Here is a 15,002-nt window from a genome sequence, read left to right as displayed (position 1 = left end):
CCTTCTCCATCTAAAGATGGAAGGGGAAAATAAGATCGACCATATCCCATCTGAATTCTTGCGAAAACGATGGGATTCTCCTTAAAAGGAGGTGATCCAGCCACACGTTCTCGTATGGCTACCTTGTTACGACTTCACCCCAATCACCAATCATAACTTGGGCGCCTGCCTCCCTTGCGGGTTAGCCTAGCGACTTCTGTTACAACTGACTTTCGTGGTGTGACGGGCGGTGTGTACAAGGCCCGGGAACGTATTCACCGCAGCCTGCTGATCTGCGATTACTAGCGATTCCATCTTCATGTGGGCGAATTTCAGCCCACAATCTGAACTGGGGCCGGCTTTCAGGGATCTGCTTCACCTTGCGGTGTTGCTTCCCGCTGTACCGGCCATTGTAGTACGTGTGTAGCCCTGGACATAAGGGCCATGATGACTTGACGTCATCCCCACCTTCCTCCTCGTTATCCGAGGCAGTTTCCTAAGAGACCTCCGACATGATATCGGAGCAACACAGGATAAGGGTTGCGCTCGTTGCGGGACTTAACCCAACATCTCACGACACGAGCTGACGACAGCCATGCAGCACCTCTGCTAGCTCCCTTGCGGGTCATTTCCCTTTCGGGATCTTACAACTAGTAGTTCAAGCCCAGGTAAGGTTCTTCGCGTTGCGTCGAATTAAACCACATACTCCACCGCTTGTGCGGGCCCCCGTCAATTCCTTTGAGTTTCAACCTTGCGGCCGTACTCCCCAGGCGGTTCACTTAATGCGTTAGCGTCGACGCGGAAGGGGTCGATACCTCCCACATCTAGTGAACATCGTTTACAGCTAGGACTACCAGGGTATCTAATCCTGTTTGCTACCCTAGCTTTCGCATCTCAGTGTCAGTATTGGTCCAGGAAACTGCTTTCGCCATCGGTGTTCCTCCCGATATCTACGCATTTTACCGCTACACCGGGAATTCCGTTTCCCTCTCCCACACTCAAGCCGGACAGTTTCTATGGACCGCTCTCAGTTTAGCCGAGAGATTTCACCATAGACTTATCCAACCACCTACATGCGCTTTACGCCTAGTAAATCCGAGTAATGCTTGCCACCTACGTATTACCGCGGCTGCTGGCACGTAGTTAGCCGTGGCTTTTTCTTAGGGTACCGTCAATTTATTCGTCCCCTACAAAAGAAGTTTACAATCCGAAGACCTTCATCCTTCACGCGACGTCGCTGGATCAGGCTTTCGCCCATTGTCCAAAATTCCCCACTGCTGCCTCCCGTAGGAGTCTGGACCGTGTCTCAGTTCCAGTGTGTCCGAACGTCCTTTCAGACCGGATAACCGTCATAGCCTTGGTGGGCCGTTACCCCACCAACTAGCTGATAGTCCGCAAGACCATCCTCAAATGACCCTTGCGGGCCTTTGACCTCTTTCTGATGCCAGATAGTGGTCTTATGGAGTATTGTCCCAGATTTCTCTGGGGTATCCTCCGTTCAAGGGGAAGTTTCTTACGTGTTACTCACCCGTTTGCCGCTAATCCCGCATTGCTGCGGGACCCGCTCAACTTGCATGTGTTAGGCACGCCGCCAGCATTAACTCTGAGCCAGGATCAAACTCTCCAAAAAAATTATCAAACGAGAAAATTGCTTTCCTCGCCATTTAATTAATTGAAGTTACATCTTTACATATTTTAATCTGGTTTGCCTATTTTTTACCCAATTTTCAGGGGCGCTTACTTGTGCGCGTATTAAGTTTTCAAGGAACTTTTTACAGAGAAAAATATTCTACTGTACTTTGCCTTCCCAAAAAAATGGAAGCTGATATTAGCAAAGTACAATTTATTTTGTCAAGTGTATTTCAAAAACTTTTTTGAGGTGTCGAGTTTTAACCCTGCCGGCAGCTTCTATTTGCTGCCTTCCTCAACTGTGGTGGTATATTAGCAAAACTGTTTTTTGTTTGTCAAGTATTTTTTTAAAAATATTTTTACAATTTAAAATTTACAAAATTTTATTTTGCATTTTTCTCTTGTTCCTGGCTAAGTTTATCAAATGCTTTTTCTGCGTTTGCCTTTATGTGTTCACGAATTTCTGAACTGAGTTGACTTATGTTTTCTGTCATTGCTTTTAAATCATCAATACTCAACTCTGCAAGAGAATATGTTACCTTGCCTTCATCCCAGCGATCCACTACTTTAACCCCTGATATTGTATTTGAGGCAAATGTTTTTACAGTGTTTTCAACATATTGGTCACCTGACGCTTTTGCTTTTTCGGCATCGGACGCGGACGACATATAGTCACGCATCATTGATGTTGACATAGTTGAAAGTTGTTTTGATATTTCAGCTATGGCTCTGTTGTCTGCCGTTGTTCTACGAAGAGCTTCAGAAGTTATATTCTCTGCTATTCCAACACCATAGAGAACCTTTTTTTCTGACTTAAATGCTCCACTGCCTTTTAGTACCCACTCAGGTTTCTTTGCCATACTTGAACATCCAAACAACAGAGCAATGCCAACTGCTAAAGACAAAAACTTAATGTGATTCATTACTGCCTCCTAATATCGCGTTCCGCCTTTGGCGGAACTTAGTATTCACTTCGTTCATACTTGGTTTGGCTAAGATGATTTCGCCAAACCGCTCTACAAGGGAAAACCTATGGTTTTCCCGTTTCGTCGTCGCTCGCTCTGCTCGCTGAACCCTTTCCTAAGTTATGGTACCAATGGTTGACCACTTCATCAACCACTTCGAGTGCCTACGGCACTCTCGAAAGAACATTTATCGCGTCTCACCTATTGGCGGAACTTAGTATTTCACTTTTTATATGTCTGCTTTTACTTCCACTTATTATATATATAACGCATTTTATAAAATGTTGCCAAACAATTTCTACTTAAACAGATAGTTGGTTATTATTTCTTCCAAAGCCGATGAAGCGGCATCACGCGCCGCTATTATGGCCCTGCTTTTGGCGGCATCCTTGTTTAACTGTGACACCTGGCCGGACTTTGTTATTGTAGAGAGCAATCTGCCACCTGGTTTATCTTCATACAAATCTACGACTGAGTCCCAATCGTAAAATGACCATTGGGGGTTACTTCTATTTGCCGGCTTCACTGAGATATTAGACATTACGGCCAATGTATAGCCAACCTTTTCCGCAGCCTGAACTGAGGATTCAATAGGCAAAGTTGCTGCATTAACCGAAAATTCACTCTTTGTTATTACAGCTTTTAAGGCATCTACAAGTCCATTTTCGTTATCCGCTTCTATTATAAAATTTATTTTTGCACAATTTTCAGATCTTTTTTGTAAGATTTCTGCCTCTTGTGGCTGAGCATCTTGATTTACCGCCACACCAAGCACTCTCATTTTTGCATATACTCCATTTCTTTCCTTTATTGCCAAAAGCATTCTTGTATATGAACGCACCTTTTCAACTGCTCCGTAGGGTTTATTTGCCTCTTCTAGTTCAAAATTCAATGTATTTTCATAACCAAGTAGTTCTTCCGAAAGCGCGGCCTTCATTTTAACTTTTTCAAGTACCGCAAGTGCATAGATTGAGCCACCTTTTGGGTTTGTCCAGGTTTCTTGCACCTCTATACCATTAAGCACCTGATTTGTAGAAACCTGCGTGTTTGCCTGAGTTTCAAGCTGAATTGTTACATTTTTTCCATTTTCATCTGAAAATCCAATCTCTTTTATGGTATCATTTGTTTTTTGTGTTATGGTTGCACCAAATGTTTTTGCTATTTCTGCCCTGGCGGCTGAACGCGCCTCATCTATGTTTTTGCCAATGCCTATACCTATTATATACTTATCTTTTGGGTAAAGCTTACTTTCGCCATTTACCCAATCGGGGGTTTTGGCAAAAAGTGGGGATAAGATAACTAATGTACAAATTAAAGCTAAGAATATTTTTTTCATACTAATCTCCTGCTACTGCACTGTTCTTACAATGTAAAATGTTTTTTTGTTGTGCGTTATTTGTATGTCCGTGACAGTTTTTTGATACACCTTATTACCGTATTTGTCACGAAAAGTCAATATCACAGAGTTTTTACCTTCTGGAAGTGCGATTGTAGATATTAATATCTTATCCGGTAATACGCGCCAAGAGCGCCTGTCTGCTTTTTCTGTTAAGGTAGATGCGACAGCAAGCGCAATTTTACTTAACAAGCCGCCGGTTTCACCGTTGTTTTCTTCAACCTTTGCGCTAATTTCGTGCGCGAGAGCAAACTTTATTGCCACACGAGCTATAGTTTTTGCGCGTATGCGTGCTATTTTATCATCTAAACTAACTTTTGCAATCTGTCCGATGTCGTCTGTGAGAATGGCTTTTTCCGGCTCCCGTGCAGAGCTCTCTAATCCAAGTTCCATTGTTTCAATTGTGTAATTTGAATTTTCATATTTAGGAAATGCCATGCGCACCTGTTCCTGAGCAAATATTGAACGGGCTATGGAACTTGCCTTTTCCACTTGTTCTTCATCTTGCGAACTTATTGTGTTTGCATTAACATACAGCCAGGCATTGCCAAATGATATCTCAAATATGCTTTCAACTTTTTTTGGAGCAAGGCCATTGTAATTTATTACAACAAGCTCACCCATGTTTGAGGATTGACCTGCTATAGGGGGAGTTTCTACATTAGGTTGGGAAATGTTTTGGTATTTTTCATTTATGTCTTTTAAATCATCACTAAAGCCAAGCTCAGAAGCTAAACGCCTACAACTTATAATTAGCTGCTTAGGTATGGCAAAATTATAGTACTTGCCGTTTTCTTCGTACGCTTGGAGTGCTTTGAAATAAGATATGTAAGCATCGTTGCGCTCGCCATTATTTTCATAGAGCATGCCTAAAAAATAGCGGGCAAAAGCGTCTTCTTTGTAAATATTTTTATAACCGTACTTTGTTTGGAGGGATGTTAAAAACTGGTCTGCCTGACGGGCTTCCACAAGTGCGTCTTGCGTTTTGCCAAGCATTGTGTAGTTGATTGCCGAAAAAATGTTAACAAGCACGCGTTCAAAATCTTCACCATAGTAAGGGCGTGTGTTATCATTTATCAGCCATGTTGAGGCTTCGGTGGTTATGCTTTTTGTAAAAAAATAATCAAAAAGTTCTTTTGCCTTCTCAAAATATTTATTGCTTTCTTCATAATCGCCCGCAACGTGTAAAAAAAATCCTATATCAAGGCAATAAAGCAAAGCATTTTTATCGCCGTAATATTTATCTTTACTTGTTTGGGTTAGTTTTGCCGCATCGCTAAAGCGTTGATTTGCCGCAAGTCCATCAAGGTTTGCATAGTACGCAATATTGCTTGCGCAAGAACTTAACAGCACACAAAATAAAACAACAATGATTGTTTTTACAGTTTGCTTGGGCATAAGAAAATACTTAGAGTTTCAAAAAGCGTTTTATCTGCTTTTTCTTTTTGGGCAAGACCTGAGAGGGAAAACTTTTATCTGCCTGCTATGCAGATAACTTTACAATGTGGATGAAGGGCGCTTGATTTCTTTTTTTATTTTCTTTTCGCCTATCCAAACCTTTTCGTTGGTGAGTATATTTACAAGCTGAAGATTTATTTGATAATAACGCACCTGCATTTTACCGGCTTGGTCAATAATTGTATTGATCTCGCCTTTTAACATAAAATCTGCCCCTTGTTCCTGTCCGGCACTTTTTGCCGTTTGTACTGATGCGTTTTGCGCCTGGTCAACTTTTTCTTCACGCACTTCGCTTCGTTCATCTTTTGAGGCAACAAAAATTACGCGCCCCGAGTTTGTAAGCTCTTTTTCAAGATCTATTATAAAAGTTGAGGTGTTTATATGTTCATGGCTTTTGTTTAATATAGTACCCACAATTACACGCGGTTTTGTCTGGCTCTTCATTGCAAAATCATCTATCCATGGCCTATTTGTTACATCTTGTATCATTTCTGCGCTGACCATTTGAGAATCGGTATCATTCCACAGACCGCTTAAATCTATTTGCTCAGAAACATCCACACGCGTAACTTTTGGCGTTGAAGCACAAGAACTTAAAGCAAATGCAACACCTACAGCTAAAACAAACGCTAAATACTTTTTCATTTTATCCTCCCCGCCCCAGGCGGGCCAGCCTTGGGCTGGCATCATTATTTAATAACAACTATTTTCTTAAACTTTCTCTTTCCTGCTTGTAAAATATAACCTTTCTCTGTTGTTATTGTTTTGTCACCAATTATTTTTTGCCCGTCAATTTTTACTCCGCCTTGTTCCACAAGCCGCCTTGCTTCATTTTTACTGCCTGCAAGCTCTGAGGCAACAAGGAGGTCAACCAATGTCATTTGTGTTTTACAAACATACTCTTCAATATTCTTTGGAATTTCTTTTTTTGCAAACTGGCTGTCAAAACCCTCGCGCGCGACTTTCGCGGCATCTATACCGTGGTACTTCGCGGTAATTTCTTGGGCAAGCTCGGCCTTTGCCTGACGCGGATGCAGGGTTTTTACCTGCGCCAAATCGCGTTCGGTAAGCAGTTCAAAATAATCAAGCATAAGCTCATCTGAAATAGACATTATCTTGCCAAACATATCCGCAGGGGTGTCGCTTAATGCAATGTAGTTTCCATACGACTTAGACATTTTTCTAACACCATCAGTTCCCACAAGTAATGGCATTGTAATAACCGCTTGCGGCTCTTGGGCATAATTGCGTTGGAAGTCGCGCCCTACAAGTAAATTAAATTTTTGGTCGTTGCCGCCAAGCTCAATATCTGCCTTTACTGCAACAGAATCATAGCCCTGAAGAAGCGGGTAAAGAAATTCCACTATACTTATTGGGGTGTCTTTTTTATAACGCTTTTCAAAATCGTCGCGTTCAAGCATACGGGCAACTGTATACTTTGAAGCAAGCGTTAAAAGCCCCTCAAGCCCAAGCGGGTAAAGCCAGCTTGAGTTAAAAACAACCTCAGTTTTTGACCTATCTAAAATTCTAAAAACCTGTTCCTGGTATGTTTTTGCATTATCCAAAATATCTTTTTCACTCATCATAGGGCGGGTTTGAGAACAACCGGATGGGTCGCCTATTTTTGCAGTAAAGTCACCAATTATAAAAACTATATGGTGGCCTAGCTCTTGGAATATTTTTAACTTATTTAGCAATACGGTATGGCCTAAGTGAATGTCGGGCGAGGTTGGGTCAACGCCAAACTTTATGCGTAGAGGCCTTTTTAGCGAGAGTTTTTTTCTTATCTCCTCTTCAGAGATGAAATCAACCGTTCCGCGTTTTATTCTTGAAATAACTTTTTCTATATTTTGCATTGGCGTATTCTACTTTATTATTGAATTGGCTGCAACTTTCTGATACAACTTTAATATAGTGAATTTCTAAACATTATAATAACAGAAAAACGGAAAAAATCAGCGCTATAATAAAAGATGTTGCAATTGATGTGTGCTTTGACGATTTGATTGCGCACGAAACCGACTATCTAAACAATATAGGTTCGGGCGGCTTATCTTTTCGCTCAAGCACTTAAATCAATCAAACCCAATTAAACCCCAAAATAACTCAACTAAGTTAATATCTCTACTCCAATTAAATTTATTGTTTTTTGATGTTTGCCCTTAATACACATATTTGGTAAAATCGGCGGTATGGATTTTTTAAAAGACCTTAACCCTCCACAAAAAGAAGCGGTTTTACACCCCGGCGGACCGATGATTATATTTGCCGGCGCCGGCACAGGCAAAACTCGCGTTATTACATACCGCATTGCGCATTTGCTAAAAAATGGTGTGTCTCCATATAGTATTCTTGCAGTAACATTTACCAACAAAGCTGCCGACCAAATGCGCCAACGCGTAGACACACTTGTTCCTGGGCTTGGGCGTAGTGTGTTAATATCTACATTCCACTCATTTGGTGCGCGTTTTCTGCGCCAGGAAGCACTCGCAATTGGAATTAACCCCGATTTTGTTATTTATGACTCTTCCGACCAAAAAAAACTTGTTCAAATATGCATTGAAGAGCTTAAACTTGACGAAAAAAGATTTAAGCCCTCACGCATAACAGAGTACATCAGCCGCGCAAAAGACGATCTCTTAAACGCTGAGTCATTTGCCGCAACCGCGCTTACTTTAAACGATCCAAATCAACAGATTATTGCATCTATTTATTCACTTTACCAAAAAAAGCTTACCAATGCCGGTGCGCTTGACTTTGGCGACCTCTTAATGATTAGCGTGCTTGCGCTTGGCGTAAACGAAGCCCTGCGCCAAAAGTACCAAAACCGTTTTGAGCATATTCTTGTTGATGAGTATCAAGACACAAACCACGCGCAATACCTTTTAACAAAATATCTTTCGGCAAAACATAAAAATATATGCGTTGTAGGCGACGATGACCAGTCAATTTATTCGTGGCGTGGGGCAAACATTCGCAACATTCTTGACTTTGAAAATGATAACCCGTCATGCAAGGTAATAAAACTTGAGCAAAATTACCGCTCTACACCAAACATTATAGAAAGCGCGTGGAATGTTATAAAAAATAACTCCGACCGTGTTGAAAAACACCTGTGGACGCAAAACTCAAGCGGCAGTTCAATAGAGTTTATTAGCTCATATAATGAGATTGCCGAAGCGGAGAATATAATTAACGCAATCTCCAATTATGTAATCAATCAAGGCAGAGCGTATGGTGATTTTGCAATTTTTTACAGAACCAATGCCCAATCGCGTGTTTTAGAAGACGCTCTTCGCAGAAACGGCATTGCGTACAAAATTATCGGCTCGGTAAAGTTTTATGAGCGGGCGGAAGTAAAAGATGCCCTTGCTTACCTGCGCCTTGTGCATAACACTGCCGACTCACTTGCCTTAAAACGAATAATAAATATACCGCGCCGGGGCATTGGCAAAACTTCGCTTGAATCACTTGAAGCTCTTGCCAACCAAAATGGCACAACACTTTGGCAAGCCGTTAGTAACTGCCAAGATATTTATTTAACACCTTCCACACGCAAAGCACTAAATTCATTTACTACACTCATAAATTCTTTGCGAGCAGAAAAAAATAATATGCCAGTTAAACAGCTTACCGAACTTGTTTTTGAAAAAACAAAATACCCGCAAATGCTTGAAGAGGAAGACACCCTTGAAGCAAAAACAAAAATAGAAAACTTAAACGAACTTTTATCCGCAATGGACGAATTCCAACAACGCTCAGAAGACAAAACACTTTCTGGCTACCTAACGCAGGTATCACTTGTAAGCGGCTCCGATGAATTAGACGATAATTCACAAAAAGTTACGCTAATGACACTGCACCTTGCCAAAGGCCTTGAATTCCCGTTTGTATTTGTTACAGGGTTAGAAGAAGGGCTTTTCCCTATTGGCGAAGCGGCTTTTGATAAAGAGCAGTTAGAAGAAGAACGCCGTTTAATGTATGTTGGTATGACCAGAGCAAAGGAGAAATTACACTTAAGCTGGGCAGCGCAGCGGCGCCTTGCCGGAAAAACAAACTGGGCTATGCAATCGCGTTTTGTGGAAGAGGCCTATGGCCGTCAAAACCACATAAAACACACTCAAGAAAAGACAAGTGAAAGAAAAATAAGTATAATGAACGCTAATAATTTTGAAGCGCCGCAAAGCGCACCGTCGCCGTTTCCGCTTGGTGTACGCGTCCGTCATGGCGTTTTTGGCGACGGTAAAGTAATAGAAAAAAGTGGTTCCGGGGATGATTTAAAACTGGTTATTCTTTTTGACTCCGGCGGCTGGAAAAAAATATATCCAAAGTTTGCAAAATTGGACCGCATATAAAATGAAAATTACAAAAAAAGAAGTTGAACATGTCGCGCGCCTTGGACGCTTAGAACTTTCAGCAGAGGAAAAAGAAAAGTTTACCTCTCAGCTTGAAGGCATTTTAAGCTATGTTGGCCAATTAGAAAAATTAGACACCAAAAACATTGTGCCAACCAGTTATGCGATTGCACAAAATACATCCAAAGAGCTTGCCATTGGGCGCGAAGATGTTCGCAAGGATTCTTCTAAACAACTACTTGAGAACTTACTTAACAACGCTCCACACCGCGATGGCAATTTCTTTAGAGTTAAAAAGGTGATTGATAATGATTAGAGCAATCTCTCTTAAAAACGGGTTTAGCGAAGTTGTAACCGATTTTACGGCAATTAACTCTGCAATTGAAGGCAGGTCTAAGCTTTTGTGGATTGATATATTTGCCGAAAATCACGAACTTAAAAATGAAGAGATTTCTGTTTTGTTTGATAGTTTTAAGTTCCATGAGCTTTCCATTGAAGATTGCCTTTTTCCGCAATACCAGCCAAAAGTTGAAGAGTTTGAAGAATATGTATTTGTAGCTGTACACGGTATAAAAACCAAGGACTGTGACTGCTCTGATATAGAAAACAAGATTTTTGAGCTTGATATATTTTTAGGCAAAGATTACATTGTAACCGTTCACACTGAACCCATACCTCAAATAGACCTGCTTTTTGAAAAAGCAAAGTTAAAACCGCAAGTTGAGCTAAAAAGCATTGATTATCTGCTCTACACAATGTTTGATAAAATTTACAACTCCTATGAATTTATCGTTGAAAAATTCAACGAAAAAATAAACACAATAGAGGATGCCATACTTGAAAACCCGTCACGAGAGCGTATGACGGAGATATTCTCTTTTAAAAAACAACTCTTGTCGCTTAAAAAAGTGCTTGAGCCGCAGTTAAATGTTTACACCTACTTTACCAGAGAATCAAACGGCTTTATTTCAAAAAAATATTCCGCATACTTTCGCGATATGCTTTCAAACTACAAAAGAGCAAGCCAGGCAATTGACTCGTCTAACCAAATAATGGGCAGTTTGCTTGAAATTTATGTTTCCAATGTAACGCTTAAACTAAATGAAATAATAAAGTTTCTAACGGTAATTGCCACAATTTTTTTGCCGGCGTTACTTATAACCAGCTATTTTGGAATGAATGTGCCATTTTTTGAAAGAGTACTTTTTGGCGAAGAAAATACATGGTTTTTTGCTTTTGGGATAATTATTTTATCTACAGTTCTTACATACATATTTATTAAGAGAAAAAAATGGTTCTAAACCAAAATTCTATTATCAACCTTAGCGCATTTGAACTTAGAGAAAAAATAAAAACAAAAGAGCTTTCCTGCCTGCAAGTTACAATCTCTTTCTTAGATAACATAAAAACTACCGAGCCAAAAATAGACGCTTTCACTTGCCTAACACAAGATACCGCCTTGCAAAAAGCAAAGGAGTTAGACGCTAAAATCGCATCAGGGCAAAAAGTCGGTGAACTTTGCGGCTTGCCAATTGCCATTAAAGATAACTTGCATATTGAAGGGGTTAAAACAACCTGCTCTTCAAAAATACTGCAAAACTACACAGCTCCTTTTGATGCCGAAGTTATAACGCGCCTTAAAGCCGCCGACGCCGTATTTGTTGGCAAAACAAACCTTGATGAGTTTGCTATGGGCTCATCAACTGAAAACTCCGCATTTAAAACAACAAAAAACCCGTGGGATACAAGCCGCATACCGGGGGGCTCCTCTGGTGGTAGTGCCGCCGCGGTTGCATCGCTTATGTCGCCATTTGCCCTTGGCTCAGACACAGGCGGCTCCATTCGTCAACCGGCCGCACTCTGCGGCACAGTTGGCTTAAAACCAACCTATGGTCGCGTAAGCCGATACGGCCTTGTGGCATTTGCCTCATCGCTTGACCAAATTGGCACATTTTCAAGAACTACAAAAGATACAGCACTTTTGCTTAAAACAATTGCTGGTTTTGACGAAAAAGATTCAACCTCCGCGTCAATTGAAGTGCCAAACTACATAAAATCACTTGAAAAAACCATAAAAGGCATGAAAATTGGAGTGCCAAAAGAATACTTTGAAAAAGGCATAGACCCTGAGGTAGAAAAAGCTCTGCAGGAAGCAATTGCCCTCTACAAAGACCTTGGCGCGCAATTTGTTGAAGTTTCCTTACCAAACACACAGTATGCAATTGCCGTTTACTATATAATTGCACCTTGCGAGGCCTCTGCAAACCTCGCTCGTTACGACGGCGTAAGATATGGCTTTCGCGCCAATTGTTCAAACCTGCTGGAAGAATACGAAAAAACTCGCGACCAGGGCTTTGGCGCAGAAGTTAAGCGAAGAATAATGCTTGGCACTTATGCGCTTTCAAGCGGATATTATGATGCTTACTACAACAAAGCTCAAAGGGCAAGAACCCTGATAAAAACGGATTTTGAAAACGCCTTTAAGCAAGCAGATATATTGCTTACCCCTACAACACCTACCCCAGCATTTAAAATTGGGGAAAAGAGCGCAGACCCATTACAAATGTACCTTTCAGATATATTCACAATTTCTTGCAATTTGGCTGGCCTGCCGGGTATATCTATACCCTGCGGCTTTACAAAAAGCAACCTGCCAATAGGCATGCAGCTATTGGGCAAACCCTTTGGTGAAGAAACGCTGCTCTCTGCCGCACATCAATACGAAACAAAAACTTCGTGGCACAAAAGGGTGCCGAATGTTTAACCCGTATTTTAAAAAACTCTCGGTGTTTGTGCTTTGCACACTCATATCGCTTATTTCTGTGAGTAATACAACTCAGGCCAGCTTAGGCCAAAAAGAAGCGGAGCAGATAGGCACTTTTGACTCAATTTGCAGCACAAACGACACTTTGTGCCGCAGCTTATCTAAAGAATTAGAACTGAGTACCGCAAAATTTCATGGGAATGTCGGAATTTTTTTCAAAGATTTAAAAACCGGCAAAACAGTTGCCATAAATGAAGAAACTCTTTTCCCAAGCGCGAGCCTCGTAAAAGTGCCTATCATGGCGGCTGTTTTTGAAGCAGAAAAAGAAGGTAAACTTACACTTTCAAAAAAACTTAAACTGCAAAACCAATATAAATCGCCTGGTGGCGGCTATCTTTACAAAACCAGAGAGGGAAGAAGCTTTACAATACTTAACCTTGTAGAACGAATGGTTGCGCAAAGCGACAACACCGCGACAAATATGCTTGTGGCAGAACTTGGCTTTGAATATTTAAACAAAAAATTTGGAGAGTTCGGCTTAATAAACACAAATATGCGCCGAGGTGTTTTAGACCTTAAAAGCCGTAATGAAGGCATAGAAAACTACACAACAGCAAACGATATGGCTTTTTTGCTTGAAAAGATTTTTAATAGGGAATTAATATCCGTTCAGGCAAGCCAGGAAATGCTTGATATCTTAAAAAAACAAAGAGTTAACGACCGCATTCCACGCTTCCTACCAAAAGAAGTTGCAATTGCTCATAAAACCGGCACACTAAAAGACACTTACAGCGATGTGGGCATAATTTTTGCACCTGAAGGAGCATTTCTTCTTTGCGTGCTAACCGATGAAGTAACCAATAAAAAATACGCTAAGCGCTTTATATCAAAAATTGCAAAAACGACTTATGAGTACCACAAAACCATAAACAACGGGAGTTAAGCGCACATGCAGTTTGAAACCGTAATTGGGCTTGAAGTACATAGCCAGCTAAAAACAAATAGCAAGATATTTTGCGGCTGCTCAACACACTTTGGCGCAGAACCAAATACAAACATCTGTCCTGTATGCACCGGCCAACCGGGTGTTTTGCCTGTGCTAAACAAAAAAGTGGTTGAATACATTGTAACTACCGGCCTTGCGCTAAGCTGCGCAATAAATAAAACATCTGTTTTTTCAAGAAAACAATACTTCTACCCGGACCTGCCAAAAAACTACCAAATTTCGCAGTACGATATGCCTGTTTGCGGTCTCGGATATATAGACATTACAGTTGGGCAGGCAATAAAACGCATAGGCATAACCAGAATTCATCTTGAAGAAGATGCCGGAAAACTTTTACACGCCATCGGCAACCGCGAACTTGAATACTCGCTTGTTGATTTAAACCGTACCGGTGTACCCTTAATGGAAATTGTTTCAGAACCGGATATGCGCTCGCCGGAAGAGGCCTACTTGTACCTTACCGCGCTTAAAACAATTTTAGAGTATCTGGGCGTTTCTGAGTGCAATATGGAAGAAGGCAAGTTCCGCTGCGACGCGAATATAAGCATTCGCCCCATTGGCCAAAAAGAGTTTGGCACAAAAGCCGAACTTAAAAATATGAACTCGTTAAAAAATGTACGCGACGCTCTTGAGTACGAAGTTAAACGGCAAATAGAGCTTATTTTAAGCGGCGGCAAAGTGGCTATGGAAACCCGCCTTTGGGATGCGGCAACACAAACATCTCACTCAATGCGCTCAAAAGAAGAAGCTCACGATTATAGATACTTCCCCGAACCCGACCTTTTACCGCTTACATTAAGCGATGAGTTTATTGAGCAAATGCGCAAACGCATACCAGAACTTCCAACCGCAAAAAAAGAACGCTTTATTGCCGAGCTTGGCTTAAGCGATTACGATGCAAGTGTGCTAAGCTCCGATAAAGCTCTCTCAGATTATTACGAAAAAGCCCTTTTTTGCGCAGGCAGCGACAAAAAAACATACGCAAAACCACTTTGTAACTGGATCACCACAGAACTACTTGGCCGCTTAAATGCAAATAATATATCTATAGAAGAATCTCCCATAACTCCACAAAACCTTGCCGCATTGGCACAACAAATTGCCAGCGGATTAATTTCAGGGAAAATCGCGAAAATTGTTTTTGAAGAAATGTTTACAACTTCAAAAAACCCTGAGGAAATTATAAAAGAAAAAGACCTGGTGCAAATTTCAGACGAGTCGGAAATTTCTAAACTTTGTGACGAAGTAATTGCGCAAAACCCAAAAGCTATTGAAGAGTTTAAGGCAGGCAAAGAAAGAGCTCTTGGCTCGCTTGTTGGCGCGGTCATGAAAAAATCTCAGGGCAAAGCAAACCCTGCAATTGTAAATAAAATTTTAAAAGAAAAATTAAGTTAAACACTTTTTATAAATTCAATAACTTTTTTAGCATTGTAAAATCATCAAGGTTTTC

Annotated in this window: 11 protein-coding genes and 1 rRNA gene; 6 read left to right on the top strand and 6 right to left on the bottom strand. The window is 41.0% G+C overall.

Translation table 11 applies throughout. The features are described from left to right. Positions 1-84 precede the first annotated feature (84 nt). The 6 genes from M0Q46_05420 to tyrS all read right to left on the bottom strand — a co-directional run bounded on the left by M0Q46_05420 (position 85) and on the right by tyrS (position 7,283). Positions 85-1,609, bottom strand: a 16S ribosomal RNA gene (locus tag M0Q46_05420). A gap of 382 nt (positions 1,610-1,991) precedes the next feature. Next, a complete protein-coding gene (locus M0Q46_05415) occupies positions 1,992-2,531 on the bottom strand; it encodes an LPP20 family lipoprotein (protein MCK9583027.1) in 540 nt (179 codons plus the stop codon). Between the two features lie 340 nt (positions 2,532-2,871). After that, positions 2,872-3,909, bottom strand: a complete 1,038-nt coding sequence (locus M0Q46_05410; GenBank protein MCK9583026.1) for an LPP20 family lipoprotein — start codon at positions 3,907-3,909, stop codon at positions 2,872-2,874. Between the two features lie 12 nt (positions 3,910-3,921). Beyond that, complete coding sequence (locus M0Q46_05405; protein ID MCK9583025.1) at positions 3,922-5,367, bottom strand: hypothetical protein; 1,446 nt, start codon at positions 5,365-5,367, stop codon at positions 3,922-3,924. A gap of 99 nt (positions 5,368-5,466) precedes the next feature. Continuing rightward, positions 5,467-6,072 (bottom strand): penicillin-binding protein activator LpoB, encoded by a 606-nt coding sequence (locus M0Q46_05400; protein MCK9583024.1) that lies wholly within the window; start codon positions 6,070-6,072, stop codon positions 5,467-5,469. A 44-nt stretch (positions 6,073-6,116) separates the two neighbouring features. Further along, complete coding sequence (gene tyrS / locus M0Q46_05395) at positions 6,117-7,283, bottom strand: tyrosine--tRNA ligase (protein ID MCK9583023.1); 1,167 nt, start codon at positions 7,281-7,283, stop codon at positions 6,117-6,119. Positions 7,284-7,619: 336 nt separating this feature from the next. On the opposite strand from tyrS, the gene M0Q46_05390 reads away from it, so the two are divergent. Genes M0Q46_05390 through gatB form a run of 6 tightly spaced genes read left to right on the top strand, consistent with a single transcriptional unit; the run spans position 7,620 to position 14,947 of the window. Then, complete coding sequence (locus M0Q46_05390) at positions 7,620-9,782, top strand: UvrD-helicase domain-containing protein (GenBank protein ID MCK9583022.1); 2,163 nt, start codon at positions 7,620-7,622, stop codon at positions 9,780-9,782. Position 9,783: 1 nt separating this feature from the next. Next, positions 9,784-10,098 carry an Asp-tRNA(Asn)/Glu-tRNA(Gln) amidotransferase subunit GatC gene (gene gatC, locus M0Q46_05385; protein ID MCK9583021.1) on the top strand — a complete coding sequence of 105 codons (315 nt, stop codon included), beginning with the start codon at positions 9,784-9,786 and terminating at the stop codon, positions 10,096-10,098. Beyond that, positions 10,091-11,083: a magnesium transporter CorA family protein gene (locus M0Q46_05380; protein MCK9583020.1), complete on the top strand. Its 993-nt coding sequence runs from the start codon at positions 10,091-10,093 to the stop codon at positions 11,081-11,083. Before gatC ends, M0Q46_05380 begins: the two co-directional genes overlap by 8 nt. Further along, positions 11,074-12,546: an Asp-tRNA(Asn)/Glu-tRNA(Gln) amidotransferase subunit GatA gene (gene gatA, locus M0Q46_05375; GenBank protein MCK9583019.1), complete on the top strand. Its 1,473-nt coding sequence runs from the start codon at positions 11,074-11,076 to the stop codon at positions 12,544-12,546. Before M0Q46_05380 ends, gatA begins: the two co-directional genes overlap by 10 nt. Beyond that, the gene (locus M0Q46_05370; protein MCK9583018.1) at positions 12,539-13,489 is read left to right on the top strand and encodes a class A beta-lactamase-related serine hydrolase; all 951 of its coding nucleotides are present in this window, start codon (positions 12,539-12,541) and stop codon (positions 13,487-13,489) included. The genes gatA and M0Q46_05370 overlap by 8 nt, the downstream gene beginning before the upstream one ends. 6 nt (positions 13,490-13,495) lie before the next feature. Continuing rightward, the gene (gene gatB / locus M0Q46_05365; GenBank protein ID MCK9583017.1) at positions 13,496-14,947 is read left to right on the top strand and encodes an Asp-tRNA(Asn)/Glu-tRNA(Gln) amidotransferase subunit GatB; all 1,452 of its coding nucleotides are present in this window, start codon (positions 13,496-13,498) and stop codon (positions 14,945-14,947) included. The last annotated feature ends 55 nt before the right edge of the window (positions 14,948-15,002 follow it).

The organism is Endomicrobiales bacterium (assembly GCA_023228045.1).
Classification (GTDB): Bacteria; Elusimicrobiota; Endomicrobiia; order Endomicrobiales; family JALOBY01; genus JALOBY01.
Note: the sequence above shows the minus strand (reverse complement) of the source record. Positions and strands in the feature narration are given on the sequence as shown.